Annotated in this window: 16 protein-coding genes; 8 read left to right on the plus strand and 8 right to left on the minus strand. The window is 52.9% G+C overall.

Translation table 11 applies throughout. The features are described from left to right. Positions 1-33: 33 nt before the first annotated feature. The 8 genes from OE750_RS08550 to OE750_RS08585 all read right to left on the minus strand — a co-directional run bounded on the left by OE750_RS08550 (position 34) and on the right by OE750_RS08585 (position 9,333). On the minus strand, positions 34-1,176 hold the full coding sequence (locus tag OE750_RS08550; protein WP_263763518.1) for an ABC transporter substrate-binding protein: 1,143 nt from the start codon (positions 1,174-1,176) through the stop codon (positions 34-36). Positions 1,177-1,602: 426 nt separating this feature from the next. Then, positions 1,603-3,141: an indolepyruvate oxidoreductase subunit beta family protein gene (locus OE750_RS08555; protein ID WP_263763520.1), complete on the minus strand. Its 1,539-nt coding sequence runs from the start codon at positions 3,139-3,141 to the stop codon at positions 1,603-1,605. Next, entirely contained in the window at positions 3,138-5,288 is a 2,151-nt protein-coding gene (locus OE750_RS08560) for an indolepyruvate ferredoxin oxidoreductase subunit alpha (RefSeq protein WP_263763522.1), read from the minus strand. The genes OE750_RS08555 and OE750_RS08560 overlap by 4 nt, the downstream gene beginning before the upstream one ends. 9 nt (positions 5,289-5,297) lie before the next feature. Beyond that, positions 5,298-5,759 (minus strand): MarR family winged helix-turn-helix transcriptional regulator, encoded by a 462-nt coding sequence (locus tag OE750_RS08565; RefSeq protein WP_263763524.1) that lies wholly within the window; start codon positions 5,757-5,759, stop codon positions 5,298-5,300. A gap of 53 nt (positions 5,760-5,812) precedes the next feature. Then, a complete protein-coding gene (locus OE750_RS08570; RefSeq protein WP_263763526.1) occupies positions 5,813-7,126 on the minus strand; it encodes a TRAP transporter large permease in 1,314 nt (437 codons plus the stop codon). After that, on the minus strand, positions 7,119-7,670 hold the full coding sequence (locus OE750_RS08575) for a TRAP transporter small permease (protein ID WP_263763528.1): 552 nt from the start codon (positions 7,668-7,670) through the stop codon (positions 7,119-7,121). The genes OE750_RS08570 and OE750_RS08575 overlap by 8 nt, the downstream gene beginning before the upstream one ends. Positions 7,671-7,701: 31 nt before the next feature. Further along, the gene (locus tag OE750_RS08580; protein WP_318527991.1) at positions 7,702-8,802 is read right to left on the minus strand and encodes a TRAP transporter substrate-binding protein; all 1,101 of its coding nucleotides are present in this window, start codon (positions 8,800-8,802) and stop codon (positions 7,702-7,704) included. A 51-nt stretch (positions 8,803-8,853) separates the two neighbouring features. Then, entirely contained in the window at positions 8,854-9,333 is a 480-nt protein-coding gene (locus tag OE750_RS08585; protein WP_263763530.1) for a MarR family winged helix-turn-helix transcriptional regulator, read from the minus strand. Between the two features lie 135 nt (positions 9,334-9,468). Between OE750_RS08585 and OE750_RS08590 the strand changes: the two genes are divergently transcribed. The 8 genes from OE750_RS08590 to OE750_RS08625 are packed head-to-tail and all read left to right on the plus strand — an operon-like array spanning position 9,469 to position 17,742. Beyond that, positions 9,469-10,413 (plus strand): PDR/VanB family oxidoreductase, encoded by a 945-nt coding sequence (locus tag OE750_RS08590; protein ID WP_263763532.1) that lies wholly within the window; start codon positions 9,469-9,471, stop codon positions 10,411-10,413. Between the two features lie 12 nt (positions 10,414-10,425). Continuing rightward, on the plus strand, positions 10,426-11,766 hold the full coding sequence (locus OE750_RS08595; protein WP_263763534.1) for an aromatic ring-hydroxylating dioxygenase subunit alpha: 1,341 nt from the start codon (positions 10,426-10,428) through the stop codon (positions 11,764-11,766). Further along, the gene (locus OE750_RS08600) at positions 11,763-12,236 is read left to right on the plus strand and encodes an aromatic-ring-hydroxylating dioxygenase subunit beta (RefSeq protein WP_263763536.1); all 474 of its coding nucleotides are present in this window, start codon (positions 11,763-11,765) and stop codon (positions 12,234-12,236) included. Before OE750_RS08595 ends, OE750_RS08600 begins: the two co-directional genes overlap by 4 nt. Continuing rightward, positions 12,233-13,837, plus strand: coding sequence for an AMP-binding protein (locus OE750_RS08605; protein WP_263763537.1), 1,605 nt, complete (start codon positions 12,233-12,235; stop codon positions 13,835-13,837). The genes OE750_RS08600 and OE750_RS08605 overlap by 4 nt, the downstream gene beginning before the upstream one ends. Beyond that, entirely contained in the window at positions 13,834-15,003 is a 1,170-nt protein-coding gene (locus OE750_RS08610) for a thiolase family protein (RefSeq protein ID WP_263763539.1), read from the plus strand. Before OE750_RS08605 ends, OE750_RS08610 begins: the two co-directional genes overlap by 4 nt. Continuing rightward, entirely contained in the window at positions 15,000-16,250 is a 1,251-nt protein-coding gene (locus tag OE750_RS08615; RefSeq protein WP_263763541.1) for an SDR family NAD(P)-dependent oxidoreductase, read from the plus strand. Before OE750_RS08610 ends, OE750_RS08615 begins: the two co-directional genes overlap by 4 nt. Then, positions 16,247-17,020 (plus strand): cyclase family protein, encoded by a 774-nt coding sequence (locus OE750_RS08620; RefSeq protein WP_263763543.1) that lies wholly within the window; start codon positions 16,247-16,249, stop codon positions 17,018-17,020. Before OE750_RS08615 ends, OE750_RS08620 begins: the two co-directional genes overlap by 4 nt. Continuing rightward, positions 17,017-17,742, plus strand: a complete 726-nt coding sequence (locus OE750_RS08625) for an SDR family oxidoreductase (protein ID WP_263763545.1) — start codon at positions 17,017-17,019, stop codon at positions 17,740-17,742. The genes OE750_RS08620 and OE750_RS08625 overlap by 4 nt, the downstream gene beginning before the upstream one ends. The last annotated feature ends 39 nt before the right edge of the window (positions 17,743-17,781 follow it).

Consider the following 17,781-nt stretch of genomic DNA (forward strand, 5'->3'; position numbering starts at 1 on the left):
CGGCCGCGCCTCGAAAGGCGCAGCCATGATCAATTACATTTTACAGTCAGCCGCATAGGCATCCGCATGGTTTTCAAGCGCAGGGCCGATCAGCTTGTTGGTGTAGACATCGCCTTCTTTAACAACTTCGCGCGCATAGATTGTCTGGATCGGGTGATGGTTGTTGCCAAACTTGAAATCACCTCGCGTGCTTTCAAAGTCGGCCGCTTTAAGCGCTGCACGGAAGGCATCGGCATCACTTACATCAGCTTTTTCAAGCGCCGAAATCAACAGGTTTGCCGTGTCAAATCCTTGGCTCGCGTAAAGCGAAGGCAAGCGTCCAAACTCGGCTTGGAAGGTTTCAACAAAAGCCACGTTTGCAGCATTGTCGAGGTCTTTATTCCACTGTGATGTGTTCACAACGCCAAGCGCAGCGTCGCCAACCGCTTGCAAAATACCTTGGTCAAACGAGAAGGCCGGCCCGACAACGGGAAGATCAACGCCTGAGTCTGCATATTGCTTCAGAAACGCAATCCCCATGCCACCTGGCAGGAAGAAGAAAACCGAATCTGCCCCGCTTGCGCGGATTTGAGCGATTTCGGCGGCGTAATCTGTCTGGCCAAGCTTGGTGTAAATCTCGCCCGCCAGCTCGCCTTTGAAGAAGCGTTTGTAGCCTGTCAGCGCATCCTGCCCGGCAGGGTAGTTGGGCGCAAGAATGAAAGTTTTTCCATATCCCGCCGAATTGGCGTAAGCACCCGCCGCTTCATGCAGGTTGTCGTTCTGCCATGCCACGTTGAAGTAATTGGCTTGGCACCCCTTGCCTGCAAGAGCGGATGGCCCAGCGTTGGGCGACAGGTAGAACTTGCCCTGCGCCGTCACCGAAGGAACCACGGCCATGGCAAGGTTTGACCAGATGATGCCTGTCATGACATCGACCTTTTCAGACTGCACCATTTTGTCGGCGAGCTGCACGGCAATATCAGGTTTCCGCTGGTCATCCTCTATGACAACTTCGATATCGTCGCGTCCCGATTGCTTGATGGCAAGCATAAAGCCATCGCGCACATCAATACCAAGGCCCGCACCGCCGCCGGACAGCGTTGTAATCATACCAACTTTGGTGTCGGCCATCGCTACGCCCGCAAGGCTGAGACCAGCCGCAAGGGCTACGCCCAGTTTTGTCGTTGAAAGTTTCATACCGTTCTCCCGTTTTTCCCTGTGACCGCCGCACATCTTATGGTGCCGATCTTTTTCACAGAGATTGATTCATCTACACAGCTTCTCGCCAAAGCCTACCAAAGGAAAGCTTTTTCTCAAACTCTCATACAGAAGGTTTAGGCGCGCCTAAGCGCGGACCAAGATATACTCCGGGTCTTCGGACAACTCTTTGTAGAGGTTGATCGAATATGTTTTGAGGCCCACCATCTTCTGGGTCATGGCAATGCTTGCCATTTGCGCCGCCAATCACCCTCCAACTCCGCCACCGATAACAACGACACGTTTTTGAGAGTTCGTTTTTCGAGCACCTTACATCATATCCGCACCATAAATTCGTGCGGAAGAAATCTCTTTAGGAAACCGGACAATCCAACTGAAGTTTAGTCAGTTTTCAGAGCGCGCAAATCAGGCAAACGATTTAATAGTTTCGATTGCCCCGTCCAAGGCTTTGCCTTCCGGATCTTGCAACGCCGCCTCACGTAAGCGTGCCATCCACTCGGCAGCATCTTCACGCCCTTGGAGCAATTCGGCGCTTTTCATCAGCTTGTCAAATTTACCAAGGCCGCGCGTGTGGGTGTCAGAATATCCTTTGATCAGCCTGCGGTTCTTCAAAAGCTCGATGCAAAGCCCGTAGTCGGTATCAAGCGAAGCCAGCGATGCCGAGAGCCATTTTTCCAAATGCTGGAGTTCGACGGCGTGGCGATGGGTCTTGAGACGGTAAGATTTCATCCCCCCGAGCACATGTAGCATAGCAAAGGCGCGCAACGTATCAGTGCGCAGGCGACGCCCCTTCCCGAACCAACGTGTTAGCCGTTCCATGGCTTTCGGATTTGCCTCCAGACGCGCGCCCATTTTTGCGGGCAGCATTCCAGTGATCTCTTCGGCACGCGGATGAAAATACTCCGTCAGTTGCATAACATTTTCATCACGAACACCCATTTCACGACGAATCCTCATCATACGTGGCGCGCGGGTTTTCAAATCGGCAACACGGATGATGTCATCATAGCACATGGCATTTGCGATATACTTGGCAGCCGTTTGAGAGAGCATCCAGCCTTGAGCCGCACTGTCGCGGGCGACAATTTTGTCAAGGTGATCAAGGTAGGCTGCACCATATATACAGTCTTGATAGTCTACTGTTTTCGCTAGCCCTGCCTCGGCAATTTCACGCACTTCGGCCGGTAATTCTAACAGGCGCGCTACGAGGTTATGCCATGCGTCCAGTTGCTTTTCTGGCCCAACAATCTGGCGTGGCTCCGGAGCTTTGTCTGTGACCACAGGAACGGCCGCGCCCTGTGTCGCAGCCTCAAAGCCCGCATTAAAAGCTCTCAACGAAGCCTCGACACCCTTTCCCGAAGCACGGATCGCATCTTCAAATGCCGCCCGCTCAAATGGCAAGGCGCCCGAGCCGGCCAACGCACCAAACAACGAGGACGAAATAACCGAGCCTTGCTCGGTTGCCAAACGGTCCATATCCGCGAGGATTAATCTTTGTGCAGCAATTTCCGCACCCGCACGCACTTCATCACTGTCAGCCATACCGTTTCCTGGGGCGGCCTTCTCACTGTATGCGAGTGAACGGTGCGTCGACCCGATCAGTGTCGTCCGATCAGGCGTCACAAATCCGCGCATGATAGAACGGCCGACTTCCATCATCTCGGAGGCGATGAGCACATCCACATCTCCCCCTGATGGTGCGAGGGCAAACACAGGTTGCTGCTCAGATACAGGCGTCATTTCCACATAGTAGACCGTAGATCCAGTGCGCTGGGCGACACCTGCCACAGAGGTGGCCTGGCAAGCATAGCCTTGCGACCGTGCCAAAGCCTCTATCCACGATGTCAGGACCCCGCCGCCCTGTCCGCCGACCGCCATAATGGCAAGCTTCAGGATAGCAGCGGTTTGGGCATCAGGCCCACGGTCTGGTAAAAGAGCGTTCATGATACATTCCCCGATAGGCGCAGGCGCTTGGCGTCGCGGCGGGTTTGTAGAGCTGTAACAATACGTGCACGCAATCCGGAGCGCCACTTTTCAAAACCGCTTGGGTTATGCACAACATCCGCCTGATAAAAGGAAGGGCAGAGCACTGCCGTATCGGCAACTTCTCCACAGTTGCCGCAGCCCACACAAGTTTGGTCAATGTGCGCGACAGGATCATCGCGCAGCGGATCATCCAGCGTTTTGAGCGACAAGGACGGGCAGCCAGACAACCGCATACAGGCGTGATCACCTGTGCAAACATCGCTATCCACACCAAAACGCGGCACGTCCACACGGCGGCCATCCTTGATCGCTTTGGCACGCAAAGGCTTTTCTCGGCGCTGTTTGTTGAGCATACACTCAGAGGAAGCCACAATCACTTTGGGGCCGTCATAATCTGTTGTCAGGGCTTCGTGCAGAACTTCGCGTAGCTTGCCCACATCATAGGTGCGATCAATCTGACGAATCCACTTCACGCCAACTCCCTCAAGCGCTTTGGAAATCGGATTGTTCGTCGATTTGGTGTCGTTGTCTGCACGCGATGACAACACGTCCTGACCGCCTGTCGCCGCCGAGTAATAATTATCAACAATAACGGCAACAGAATCCGATTTGTTGAACACCATATTACCGATCGAGCTACTAAGCCCGTTGTGCCAAAAACCGCCATCACCCAACATGGAAATCGCGCGTCGTTCACCACCGCCGTCAAATGCGGCGTTGGATGCGGGGCCGAGCCCGTAACCCATCGTTGCGCCGCCAATTTCAAACGGGGGCAAAGAACCGAACAAATGACAGCCAATATCACCGGTAATTTGGTGCTTGCCCAACTCTTCTTGGGTTAATTTCATCGCAGCAAAAATAGGCCGCTCAGGACACCCGGTGCAGAACCCGGGCGGGCGGATCGGCACGGTTTTACTTAGGTCGGGAATTGCAGGAGCGTCCATATTCGGTGCGCGGATGTGATCTGGCAGCATATCTGGCGCTGCTTGTTTGAGAAATGCAGTCACCCCGTCAAGCATCACTTGCCCCGTGTATTCACCGGCCATTGGCAATACATCTTTGCCATGTAGCTTAACACTCCGCCCGGCCTTGTAGAGAAAGCTGCCAAGCTGCTGTTCGATGTGGTCAGGCTGGCCTTCTTCCACAATCATCACATGATCCTTGCCCTCGCAGAAGGCATCAAACTCGGATTGAACGATCGGATAGGTAACATTCAGCACATAAAGTGGGATGTCAGTATTTCCGAAAGCATCTGCAAGGCCAAGGCGCTGCAACGCACGGATTACGCCGTTGTACATGCCTCCTTGCAGGACGATGCCAATCGGGGCATCTGCGGGGCCGAAATGTTCGTTCAATTTATTATCAACAATAAATTTTTCAGCATCGGGCCAGCGGTTGTTGATCTTGTCCTGTTCGTGAACATAGCTCCATGGCGGCAAAACCACCCGTTTAAAATCACTCTGCGGATTGGCAGCAGCATCCTTCACCGTCAGTTTCGGACGCTGGTTGTCTTTAGTTTGAAAACTGCCTGTCACATGACAAGCGCGAATGCGCACCATTAGCATGACAGGCGTGTTGGACGCTTCTGACAGCTCAAACCCGTCTTTCACTGCCTTCGTGATCGAAGGCAAGTTGGGACGCGGATCAAGCATCCAGAACTGCGATTTCATAGCAAATCCGTGGCTGCGCTCCTGCATAATGGACGAGCCCTCACCATAATCCTCACCCACAATAATCAGAGCGCCACCTGTCACACCGGAAGAGCTTAGGTTGGCAATGGCATCAGAGGCAACGTTGACGCCAACGGGGCCTTTGAAGGTTACGGCGCCGCGGATTGGATAATGCACGGAGGCCGCCAGCATGGCCGCCGCCGCGGCTTCAGATGCGTTGGCTTCGAACCGTACGCCAAGTTCTCCCATCAAATCCTCTGCATCGGCCAGAACGTCCATCAGATGCGAAATCGGTGCGCCCTGATACCCCCCCACATAACCAACGCCATTTTCCAAAAGCGCTTTGGTGATTGCGAGAATACCCTCGCCAGTGAACGTGTCGCCGTCACCTTTACGCAGATGTTCGACTTCGGCTTTAAATGATCGTTCTGCCATGACTGCCCCTTAAAAATCGTGTTTACGGATATTGCGCAACATTTTCTGCAAAGTGCCAATCAGCGCCGCCCGTTCGCTGTCTGAAATACCTTTGAACATCGCTTCGCTAGCGATGGCCATATGCGGCCATAAACGCGTATGAGCCGCGCGGCCGGCTTCGGTTAGAAAGACATGAAAAGCGCGGCCATCATCTTGGTTTGCCTTGCGCACAATCAACCCGTCTTTCTCCAGGCCATCCAGCGCACGACTAAGGGTGGACTGCTCCACCACCGCATACACCGCCAACTCACGGATCAAGATACCATCATGAACCGACAGCACCGCAAGCGCCCGAAGTTTTGGCGTTGTCAGGCCCAGTGCTATGACCTCTGTGTGAAGCGCAGAATTGTAGCGCCCCATGATGCGGTTCATCAAGTATGGGACAAAGTTTTCGAGGCCGAGGGCATCGAGGTTTCTCGGTTCATTGCTCATGCAATTGGATTACCTAAAACAATATGCGTTTGCAAATAAAATCAGCAAACCACTTACATTTGTGAAGGCAGGAACAGAACGAGTGTCGGAAAGGCGAGCAGTAAAATCAATCTCAAAATATCCATTAACCAGAACGGTGTCACACCTTTAAAAATCGTACCGGTTGTCACGTCTCCGACAACACCTTTTAGCACAAAGACATTCAAACCGACGGGAGGTGTAATGAGGCTGATTTCGGTCACCACGACAACAATGATACCAAACCAGACCGGATCAAACCCGAGACTGGTAACCAACGGAAAAAAGATTGGCACGGTCAGCAGCAACATTGACATACTCTCGAAAATACACCCCAGCGCAATGTAGATAAGGAGGATCAACCCCATCACGACCCAAGGCCCCATATCTAAAGCGGTCACAGCGGCCAAAAGCCCCTCGGGCAAGCCTGCAAGATTAACGAAGTTAGAGAATATCCAAGCCCCTATGAGCACCGCAAAAAGTGAGGCCGAGGTCAACGTCGTTTCTTCCATCACTTCGCGCATCCCGCGCCAACTGAGGCCACCACGTGCCAACGCAATCAGGAAGGCGCCTGCTGCACCCATTCCTGCGGCCTCCGTTGGAGAAAACGCCAAGTGAATTGGCCAGAAGTCCAATGCCCCGTAGAGACCGCCAATGACAAGCCCAAACAAAAGCAAGACTGCCCAAACATGACTGAGCGCGCCAAATCGGTCGCTCCAGCTTGACCGCGGGCCAGCAGGCCCGGCTTCAGGGTTGCGTACCACGGTAATTTTCACGGCGACCAGATACAGCAAGATTCCGAGGAACCCCGGAATAATGCCCGCGACAAAAAGCTGGCCAATAGAGGTTTCGGTCAATAGGCCGTAAATCACGAGAATAACTGACGGTGGTATCAGGATACCTAGTGTGCCACCTGCGGCAATAGAGGCTGTCGAAAGACTATCGGCGTAACCGTATTTACGCATTTCAGGCATCGCTACCTTGGACATGGTCGCCGCTGTCGCCAACGATGACCCACAGATCGCGGCAAAGCCACCACAGGCCACAATCGTTGCCATTGCCAATCCGCCGCGAAAATGCCCCAGAAAAGCGTTTGAAACGTTGTAAAGTTCGCGGCTGATACCTCCTTTGTTCACAAATAGTCCCATAAGGATAAAAAGCGGAATGACTGAAAGTCCGTAATCTTGTGAGGTGTCTATGATCAAACGACCTACTACCGATATGGCGGCTCGATAGCTGGTTTCATAAGCAAGGCCGACCATACCGACAAAACCCATAGCAAAGGCGATGGGAATACGCAGCAACACGAGCAGGAAAACGGCGACAAAGCCGATGGCTGATTCAATCATATTGGGAAACCAGAGTTTGTGGAGCGAAAATATGTAGAAATGCGCGCCCGATCAGCGCGACAGCCGTAAGATATGTCATCACAGCAACGAAATAAGCAACGTAATATGTGGGAATTTGAAGATACTCGGTAACATCACCATAGCTTTTGGCACGCACCGCTAGATCAACAATGCGCCCCGCAGGCCACCAGAGCATTGCAGCACATGCAAGAGCTACGAGTGCATCACGCACACGCTCAAGCCGGAATTTCCGAAACGGTCCATCGAGCAAATCAACTGCAATATGTTGGTTTCTGGCAGACAAAACCGGCAACGCGGCAAAGACAATCAATGCGATCCCCATGCGGATCAATTCTGTCGCGGCCTCGATCGGTGCATTGAAGATCGAACGCATCAGTACGTCGGCAAAGGTCAGGCACATCAGGGCAAAAAGCGCCATCGACGCGATAAACATCGGCAACTGCGATAGTGCTTTTAGAAACAGTATGACAGGCGGCATAGAGCTATCCTTACGGGTAATGATGTAAAGAAACAGGCGTGCCATTGACGCGACACGCCTGAATATCATGTGAGCCTCAGTTGCCGGATTCGGCCGCCATGTCCTTAACGATCATCTCATAAGCCGCTTGCCCATCGACGCCAGCTTCAGTCACTTCGCCAATAATTTTGGCGCGCACTTTTTCGGCAATCAACGCAAAAGCAGCTTGGTCTTCAGCGCTGGCAGTAACGATTTTGTTGTCGCCCGCTTCCAAGGTTAGTTTGCGCGCAGCGACATCGCTATCATCCCATACAGCACCCATCATCCGCGAGGCCGTTTCGCCAAAAACCTTACTATCGAGGGCTGTTTGCACATCTGCCGGCAGGCTATCAAACTTTTCCTGGCTCATGATCACAGAAAAAGACCCCCGATAAAAACCGCCAGGCATTTCATAAACGTTCTTGGCAACCTCGTTCAGCTTAAAACTGATCCGTTCGCCAAGGTTCATCGCAACAGCATCAGCTGCTCCAGAATCAAGTGTCTCATAGACCTTAGGGGCTGGCACCTGAATACCCACCAAGCCGAGCTCTGCGCCAACATCCGCGGAAACACCACCACCTAGGCGTGTCTTCAAGCCGTTTAGGTCGGCCAAAGTATCCACCGCTTTATTAGAGTGTATCTGGCCGGGGCCGTGTGTTGTCAAAGCAATAACTTTAACACCGCGATGCTCGTTCAAATCTTTCAGCATCGCATCATGAACGCGCCAATGGGCGACAGATGCAGCTTCCGCATTTCCCTCATAGCCCGGGATTTCGATCAGCTTTGTTCCGACAAAACGTCCTGGTGTGTAACCATGGAATAGAATAGCGATATCTGCCACGCCATCAAGAACCAGATCCATCTGCGCAGGCGGAGAGGCCAACCCGTTTTTCAGCTCGGTTGTGATGCCACCGTCAGTTGCTTCGGCCATCATCGTAGTGAGCTGTGTAAACATCTCGGTATTAACAGGGTGGCTTGGCGGCAACCAAGTTGAAATAACGAGGTTGTCAGCAGCAAAGGCGCTGGACGCAGTTGTGACCGCCAACGCAGCGCTGCCTAGAAAATTCGTAAGTTTGCCCATAAGATCGTTCTCCCGTTGATCATTCTCTGCCCTATCAGGCCGTTCGCCGGACTCAGCAGAAATTATATGCGTTTTCATGCAAACACATCTTTTTGCTTTTGCAAACTGTTTTCTTTTCAGAAACGAAGTTCAGTTTTTCCCGTCGCGCTTTACTTCGAGTGCTTCGAGCAGAGAATGCAAAGCCGTTTTTAAATGCCTGCCATCACTGTCATTGAGCTGTGCAAGCAAATATGTTTCATGGCGCCGGGCGTCGGGAACAAGACTGCTGACCAGAGAGCGTCCTTCATCGCTGAGATAGACCCGGACACGGCGGCCATCATTCGGATCACCTTTACGGGAGACCAGACCCCGTTCTTCCATCTGTATAATGATGCGAGTGAGACGGGACTGCTCCGCCAAGGCAATACGCGCAAGCTGGGTGATCATCGCTCCATCGTTGTCATACAAGCAAGCAAGAACACGCCACTCAGGAACTCGCAGCCCTGCCTGACGCACCTGTGCGTGAAACTGGGCGCTCGCAGCTTCACTGGCAGCAGCCAAGAGATAAAGCAGATAATCGTCAACAAACCCGGTCTCGGTGTCGATACTTTGCGTCTTAGATTGCTTCAATGGCTTCCCTCGATCTGACCCCGATTTCGTCAGAACATGTCATGGCAGGTGCAAGTAAAGTCAATAAACTGCTTTATAAAAAACTTCTTGACCGAAACTATATGAAAATTCATATTAATTGCGGGAGGTGACGAAATGGCAAAAATTCAGGGTGTGATTCTGGCGGTAGAGCCTTTGACAGACCGCATAACGTCGCTGCACATTGGTGCAGTACAGGATGGGGCTCTGCCAAGCTACGAAGCTGGTGCACATCTGGAGTTTGATTTGCCTAATGGGGAAACAAGAGCCTATTCGCTTGTTTCTTTCGATGCCAAATTTGATACGCCCGACAGCTACCTCGTTGCCGTCCAACGTGAATATGACGGCAAAGGCGGATCAAAATACATGCACGGGCTCCGTGTTGGTGATGTTGTCACCTTTAGTCCACCCAAAAATGATTTTCCGCTCAACACATCTGCTCCCGCGGTTCTTCTGGCGGGCGGTATTGGCATCACTCCGATGATCTCGATGGCCAGCGCCCTAAAAGTTGCGGAACAAGACTTCTCACTGATTTTCGCAGGGCGGACCGAGGCCGACATGGCCTTTTGCAGCAGACTGCGCGATGCGCTTGGAGACAAACTTCACCTTCATTTTGATGATCAATCGGGCATCATCGATCTCGACAGCATCATTTCCAAACTTGGCGATGCACATCTCTATGTCTGCGGCCCTCGCAAAATGATCGATGTCGCGCGCGCCAAAGCAGATGGCGCGGATATCGCGCCGGAGCGCATCCACTTCGAGCTTTTCGAGGCTGCTGAAGCCGCAAGCGGAGACGTTCCATTTGAAGTGCAGATTAACGATGGAACGGTATTCACAATCCCGGTTGGCAAAACAATTGTCGAGGTTCTGGAAGAAAACGACATTGATGTGATGTATGATTGCCAGCGTGGCGATTGTGGGATTTGTCAGTGCGATGTCTTGGCGGGAGTGCCCGATCACCGCGATGTTGTGTTGTCTCAAGCAGAGCGTGACGCAGGTGAGATCATGCAAATTTGCGTCAGCAGGGCAAAGTCCCCACGGCTGGTTCTGGATATTTAGGGAGAAGCGAGAATGGCTAACTACACTGGAAATCCGACTGCAGCCGCAGCATTAGTGCAACCTCATCAAGTGCACCGCGATATCTATATAAATCAAGACATTTACGCGCTCGAAATGAAGCATGTGTTCGCAAATTCCTGGGTTTTTGTCGGACATGAAAGCCAGACACCTGAAAAAGGCGATTACTTCGCCACGCAAATCGGCGATCAGCCCGTAATCCAAGTCCGCCATAAGCCTGACGACATTCATGTTCTGTATAACCGCTGCCCGCACAAAGGCACCAAGATCGTGATTGACCGGCAAGGCAATACTGGAAAATTCTTCCGCTGCCCTTATCACGCATGGTCGTTCAAGACTGACGGCTGTCTGCTCGCCATCCCTTTGAAAAAGGGCTATGAAGGCACGGGGCTTGAAAAAACCGACAGCGGAAAAGGCATGAAAGCCGTTGGTGCCGTGAAAAACTATCGCGGCTTTATTTTTGCACGTCTGGCAGAAGAAGGCATCAGCTTTGAAGATTTCTTCGGCGATAGCCTCAGTTCGCTTGATAACATGGTGGACCGCTCGCCCGAAGGGAGGCTCGAGGTTGTCGGCCAGCCGCTACGCTACTTGCATTATTGCAACTGGAAGATGCTGGTAGAGAACCAGACAGACACTTGCCATCCTATGGTAGCACATGAATCAAGCGCAGGCACGGCTGTCAAAATATATGAGGATTTAGACCTCCCCGCAGGCACGCCCAAGCCGGCCGCCATGGAGATCATCGCGCCATTCATGTCACCCTATGAATTCTTCGAGGACATGGGCATCCGCACTTGGCCAAACGGGCATGGCCATACTGGCGTTCATCACTCAATCCACTCAGATTACTCTGCCATTCCCGGCTATGTTGAAGCAATGAGTGAGACCTACGGTGAGGAGAAGGCCAAAGCCATTCTGGACGAGAACCGGCACAACACGGTCTACTTCCCCAACATCATGATCAAGGGCCCGATCCAACAGTTACGCAACTTTATCCCACTGGCCGCCGACAAAACCATTGTGGAAAGCTATATCTACCGCCTTGTCGGCGCGCCAGATGAACTGACCGCGCGCACGGCAATGTATAACCGCATGATCAATGCTCCCACATCAATCGTCGGCCATGACGATTTGGAAATGTACGAACGTGCTCAAGAAGGTCTGCACGTCAATGGCATCGAATGGGTGAACATCCAGCGCCTGCTGGAAGAGAATGAGGACTTCTCGGAGGAAGCCGTATTGAACGGCACGACCGAACGCCAGATGCGCAATCAATTCGACGCATGGCGCAAGTTTATGACATACGATTCAGAAAAACAGGAGGCAGCGGAATGAGCATTTCGAAAGACCAACTGATTGACTTCATCTACGATGAGGCGCGTATGCTCGATGAAGGTCGCTACTCCGAGTGGCTCGCACTTTGGTTGCCAGATGGGCATTACTGGATGCCTCTTGACTACAAACAAAGTGATCCGATCAACCAAACCTCACTACTCTACGAAGACCTTTTCATGCTCAACCTGAGAGTGGAGCGCCTGAACGGTGCACGCACTTTCAGCCAAAAACCCAAAAGTCGCTGCCACCATGTTATCCAGCGCCCCTTTGTGGATGAAATGAACGGAGACAGCTTTGTGACCAATACCGCGATGCATTACGTCGAGACGCGACTTGACGAGCAGCAATTGCTTGCCCTCACCGCGCGTCATGATTTGAAGCTGGTGGAAGGTAAGCTACGGATTGCAAACAAGCGCGTAGATATCCTCAACTGCGATGCAGCGTTCCGTAATATCCAGTTATTGCCATGATTTCATCTGACACTGTTTTTGGTGCTTTTTCCGATAGTGCTGCGCGCTGGCCTGAACGGCCCTTTCTAAATGTCATGCCAGAAACGGCAAACATCTACGAAATTGAAGCTGGAGAGATAACTTATGGCGATGCACTGGCTCAGGTGCAAAGCTACGCGACCCAAATTAGCGCGGCAGGCTACCGCAAGGGCCAGCGGGTAATGCTCCTGCTCGAAAACCGCCCGAGCTATTTTTTGTGGTGGCTTGCTTTCAACAAGATTGGTATTTCGGTCGTTCCGATCAATCCCGATTTGCGCGCCGCCGAGCTGTCGTACATGATAGGCCACGCAGAGCCAGTTCTGGCAATCGCGCTCGAAAACAGATGTGATGAGCTACGCGAAGCTGCTAGGAATGCTGGAACTCCTCTGAATGTCATCCAGTTTGGTGACCCTTTGCCCAACGCCAAAACGACCGTCTGCATCGCAACCAGAGAAGGCGACCCTGAGGCTGCATTGCTCTATACCTCTGGCACAACAGGCAACCCCAAGGGTTGCATACTGACCAACGAGTATTTCATTGAAGCAGGCCGCTGGTATTCCTCGGCAACTGGCATTTGCGCACTCAACACAGATGGCGAGCGGATGATCACCCCGCTGCCTATCTTCCACATGAACGCGATGGCATTTTCTTTCATGGCGATGATTGCGGTGGGGGGATGTCTCACTGCTCTAGACCGCTTTCATCCCCGCTCCTGGTGGACGTCTGTACGTGAAAGCAAGGCAACTTGCCTTCACTATCTGGGAGTCATGCCCTCAATGTTGATGAGTGCTGTTGCTTCTGACGAAGACAAAAACCATACGGTAAGGTTTGGTTTCGGCGCGGGTATTGACCCAAAACTCCACGCTTCATTCGAAGAGCGCTTCGGCTTTCCCCTCAGCGAAGGGTGGGCAATGACCGAAACAGGCGCTGGCGGCACGATCTGCGCAAACCGCGAACCCCGAGTAATAGGCAAAAGCTCGATCGGCTCACCCGATGAAAAAGTCGAGGCGCGTTTGGTTGATGACACTGGCAACGATTGCGAGCATGGCGAATTGTTGGTGCGCGCAGTTGGGCCAAACCCTCGCAAAGGCTTCTTTGCAGGCTACTTCAAAAATGAAGTAGCCACTGACGAAGCTTGGCAAGGCGGTTGGTTTCACACGGGCGACATTGTGCGCCGTGAAGCTGACGGGATGATGTATTTTGTAGATCGTAAGAAAAACGTGATCCGCCGCTCGGGAGAAAATATCGCTGCCGTGGAAGTGGAAAGCGCACTGGCCAAACATCCTGCAATCGCGGGCGTTGCTGTGGCTGCGGTTCCCGATGAAATCCGAGGCGACGAAGTCTTCGCGTGCATCATCCCGAAAATGGGTGCATCTCGGGAGTTGGCTTATGAAATCACCCAGTGGTGTCTTACACAACTCGCTTACTACAAAGCGCCCGGGTATATTGCTTTTGTAGACAACCTTCCCGTCACTGCCACTCAGAAATTACAGCGCGCCACACTGAAAACCCTGGCGAACGATCTTTTGGGCGACTCAAATACAATTGACACCAGACATTTGAAAAAGCGGTCGGCAGCATGACGCGTCAATCATATGAAGGTGTTGTTCTAACAGCGCCGATTTCGGTTCCTTATGTGCGGTACACAAACGAAACTGCACATTGGTGGATTGCCAGAGCTCTGCGTGAGGCATTGATCAAGATCAAGATGACCCCGCAAGAGATTGACGGCTTATCCGTGTCTAGCTTCACGCTTGCACCAGATACACCTGTTGGCCTGACGCAGCATCTTGGCATCTCGCCTCGCTGGCTTGACACTGTGCCCATGGGCGGTGCTTGCGGTGTTGCAGCCATACGCCGCGCTGCGCGAGCGATACAGGCGGGAGATGTTGATGTTGTCGCCTGCGTCTCGGGTGACACCAATCGCATCGACAGTTTTCGTAATCTGCTCAGCGCCTTTTCCCGCTTCGCCATGGACGCTACGTTTCCCTATGGTTTTGGCGGGCCCAACGCCAGCTTTGCGCTGCTCCAAGATGCCTATATGCAAGAGTTCGGCGCAACACGGGAAGACTTCGGCCGCATCGCAGTTGCCCAACGTGTCAATGCATTGAGTAACCCTCAAGCGATAATGAAAAACCCATTGACGCTTGAACAATACATGGGCGCGCGGATGATTTCAGATCCCATCGGACTGTTTGATTGCGTCATGCCTTGTGCTGGTGCGGAAGCGTTTGTGATGATGCGTGAAGAAACGGCAGTTGCTAAAGGTCTGCCGTTTGCTCGCATTTCATCAACGATCGAGCGCACCAATGCGTTTCCAGATGATCCGATCCAGCTGCGCGGCGGTTGGGCCGTTGATATTGATGACCTTTGGGCGATGGCAGGACATGGTCCAGAAGCCATTGATTTGTTGCAAACATATGATGACTACCCCGTGATTTGTATGATGCAATTCGAAGACCTGGGCTTTTGCGCCAAGGGCGAAGGCCCAGATTTTGTGCGCAAACACGACCTTACGAACGGGGGTGACTTCCCGCATAATACTTCTGGTGGCCAACTCTCTGTAGGACAAGCGGGTGCTGCAGGTGGCTATCTAGGACTTGTCGAAGCGATCCGCCAAGTCACGGGGCAAGCGGGCGGCACACAGGTTGAGAATGCAAGGCGTGCTTTGGTTTCGGGCTTTGGAGTGATCAACTATGATCGCGGCCTATGTTCCTCCGCAGCAATCATTACAGGGGAAACCGTATGACAAGCGCCCTTCCTTTCCCCTCAAAGAAAGACCCGCAGAAACACACCCCTGTTCCCGTTTTGCCACCCGTATCACGCTCGCGCGCTTCCCTCGGGTTGGGTGTCATGGCTGCACAAGGGCGCTTTGGTTTGCAAGTCTGCGTCGAATGCGAAGCTGTGCAATACCCACCACGCGATGCATGTCTAAAATGTCTCTCGAGCGAACTAAACTGGCAGGATGTCTCTCCTTACGGGACCATACTGGCTGAAACGACAATCCGTGTCTCACCCGAACCCTACTTTCGCGAACGAATGCCATGGCGCATGGGATTGGTGAAGCTAAACGCCGGACCAATGTTGAACTGTCATTTGCACGGCGAGGTCGGCCGCGGCAATAATGTCCAAATGGCGCTCAAACTAGATAAAGCTGGGCAAGGTGTGTTGATCGCGCTCCCACTGGAAGGAAGCGAGAACATGCAAGATGACCCGACGTTGCGCGCCATGTCGTGTAACCCAAAGCGACGGCGCATTCTGATCAGCGATGCGCGTGCCCCTATAGCACTGGCGTTAACCGAAGCCTTGCTCAAAGCTGGAGCAAGTCACGTTTTTCTCGGAGAGCCGGAAGCATGGCGTGCGTGGCCAGAACGCAAGGCTTTTGAGGGGCGGGAGAATGTTTCGCTGTTGCCGCTTGATGCCACCGATACCAGTTCAATCGCCAAATTGAGTGCTGAAATTGGCGGCAAAGTCGATATCCTGATCAACACGGCCAGCTTCGTCCGCTCAGGCGGTGTTCTGGGCAACGATACAACATTTGCACGGGACTGTTTTGATGTGAACACTCTGGGTTTAATGCGGCTGGCGCAAGGTTTTGGTCCGGGCATGGCCGCTCGTGCGCAGGACGGCATAAATTCAGCCACAGCTATTGTAAGTATCCTTTCGGTTCAGTCCCTTATGCCTGACAAAAACTACAGCGCCTACGCTGCAAGCCAAGCAGCCGCGCACTCGATCACCCAGAGCTTGCGAGCAGAGTTTCGTGGATCAGGATTACGTTTGGTAAACGTATACATCGGGCCTATCGAGGGGGATCCTTGGTTTCAACACCTTCCGCCTCCAAAAGTGACACCAAACGCCGTAGCCCGTGCAACTGTAAACAGCTTGATTGAAGGGCTTGAAGAAGTCCCCTGCGGCGACATTGCGAAAGACATTTACGCACGGTGGCGCGCAGATGCGCTGCTACTCGAGCGGGAAATCACCGGAGAAGCCCCATGAGCGACAGTATCGCAAATGTGACCGATGCACTGGCTAGCGGAGCGGCGCGGATCATAGATTTGACCCACACACTAGACCCCGATTTTCCAGTGATTATTCTTCCGCCAGAGTTTGGCCAATGCGCCCGCTTTCGTATGGAAGAGGTCAGCGCCTATGACCATCGCGGACCTGCTTGGAAGTGGCATAACCTGACATTGAACGAGCATACAGGCACGCATTTTGATGCCCCCATCCATTGGATTTCAGGTAAAGATGTGCCCAACGGTGCAGTAGATGAGATTGACCCCGCGGCCTTCATTGGTCCTGTAGTGGTGATTGATTGTTCGGCTGGCGCAGCTACGGACGATGACTTTGAGCTAACGCCCGAGACTATTGAGGCATGGGAAACCGAGCACGGCATGATCCCTGCGGATACATGGGTGTTGATGCGAACCGATTGGTCTAAACGCAGCGGAACGGATTATCTCAATATGGCACCGGATGGTCCACATTCACCGGGGCCGACGCCAGCGGCGGTAGAGCTTCTGTTAAAGCGTAATATTCGCGGCTTTGGCACAGAAACTGTCGGCACTGACGCGGGGCAAGGCATGCATTACGTGCCGCCATATCCTGCACACTATTTGCTGCATGGAGCCGGAAAATTCGGGCTGCAATGCTTACGCAATCTGGATCAAATGCCCCCTACAGGTGCGCTTTTGATAGCGCCCCCACTCAAGATAAAGGGCGGCACGGGTAGTCCGCTCCGTGTCTTGGCGATGGTGACAAGATGAGCAATTACACTGCAATTATTACTGGCGGCAGCAAAGGCATTGGAGCCGACTTGGGCCAGCGCCTAATCGAGAAGGGTTATACAGTCATTTCCCTATCGCGCGGTGCGCCCGAATGGAACAACTCAAAGCTCGTGCATGTGGAAGTCGACCTACTCAGCGCACAAGCAACTGCGCAAGCCGCTGCCGAAATCGTGGCTCAGCATGAAGTATCACATCTGGTGCACAACGCCGGGATGATCTTGCCTAGTTTAGTTGAGGACGCCAAGCAAAGCGACCTTACAGATCTAACGCAACTACATCTTGGGTGCGCACTTACTTTGCTGCAAGCCTGCCTTCCCTCGATGAAGGAAAAACACTTCGGCCGCGTATTGTTCAACGGCTCGCGGGCTGCACTTGGAGTGCCGACGCGCACAGCATACTCGGCCACAAAAGCAGGCATAATTGGCATGGCGCGCACTTGGGCGTTAGAGTTGGCGCAGTATGGAATAACTGTAAACGTTGTCGCGCCGGGTCCAGTCCAAACCGATAACTTTTGGGGCATTATCGAAAAAGGTAGCGCACGAGAAGAAGAACTCGCAAAGCGTATTCCAGTCGGTAGACTCGGCACTGTACGTGATATCTCCAACGCGTTTCTTTACTTCTGTGACCCGGAGAACGGTTTTGTAACCGGCCAAACGCTATACGTCTGCGGAGGTGGTAGCGTCGGAACGCTTACCCTTTAGACAGCGAAACTGAAGAGGTTTTGACAGAAGAGACGTTTG

Source organism: Lentibacter sp. XHP0401 (assembly GCF_025751535.1).
In the GTDB taxonomy this organism is placed as follows: domain Bacteria; phylum Pseudomonadota; class Alphaproteobacteria; order Rhodobacterales; family Rhodobacteraceae; genus Lentibacter.

Bases quoted from the DNA above. Each gene is read 5' to 3' on its own strand.
- OE750_RS08550 (WP_263763518.1), bottom strand. From the start codon at position 1,176: ATGAAACTTTCAACGACAAAACTGGGCGTAGCCCTTGCGGCTGGTCTC.
- OE750_RS08555 (WP_263763520.1), bottom strand. From the start codon at position 3,141: ATGAACGCTCTTTTACCAGACCGTGGGCCTGATGCCCAAACCGCTGCT.
- OE750_RS08560 (WP_263763522.1), bottom strand. From the start codon at position 5,288: ATGGCAGAACGATCATTTAAAGCCGAAGTCGAACATCTGCGTAAAGGT.
- OE750_RS08565 (WP_263763524.1), bottom strand. From the start codon at position 5,759: ATGAGCAATGAACCGAGAAACCTCGATGCCCTCGGCCTCGAAAACTTT.
- OE750_RS08570 (WP_263763526.1), bottom strand. From the start codon at position 7,126: ATGATTGAATCAGCCATCGGCTTTGTCGCCGTTTTCCTGCTCGTGTTG.
- OE750_RS08575 (WP_263763528.1), bottom strand. From the start codon at position 7,670: ATGGCACGCCTGTTTCTTTACATCATTACCCGTAAGGATAGCTCTATG.
- OE750_RS08580 (WP_318527991.1), bottom strand. From the start codon at position 8,802: ATGAAAACGCATATAATTTCTGCTGAGTCCGGCGAACGGCCTGATAGG.
- OE750_RS08590 (WP_263763532.1), top strand. From the start codon at position 9,469: ATGGCAAAAATTCAGGGTGTGATTCTGGCGGTAGAGCCTTTGACAGAC.
- OE750_RS08595 (WP_263763534.1), top strand. From the start codon at position 10,426: ATGGCTAACTACACTGGAAATCCGACTGCAGCCGCAGCATTAGTGCAA.
- OE750_RS08600 (WP_263763536.1), top strand. From the start codon at position 11,763: ATGAGCATTTCGAAAGACCAACTGATTGACTTCATCTACGATGAGGCG.
- OE750_RS08605 (WP_263763537.1), top strand. From the start codon at position 12,233: ATGATTTCATCTGACACTGTTTTTGGTGCTTTTTCCGATAGTGCTGCG.
- OE750_RS08610 (WP_263763539.1), top strand. From the start codon at position 13,834: ATGACGCGTCAATCATATGAAGGTGTTGTTCTAACAGCGCCGATTTCG.
- OE750_RS08615 (WP_263763541.1), top strand. From the start codon at position 15,000: ATGACAAGCGCCCTTCCTTTCCCCTCAAAGAAAGACCCGCAGAAACAC.
- OE750_RS08620 (WP_263763543.1), top strand. From the start codon at position 16,247: ATGAGCGACAGTATCGCAAATGTGACCGATGCACTGGCTAGCGGAGCG.
- OE750_RS08625 (WP_263763545.1), top strand. From the start codon at position 17,017: ATGAGCAATTACACTGCAATTATTACTGGCGGCAGCAAAGGCATTGGA.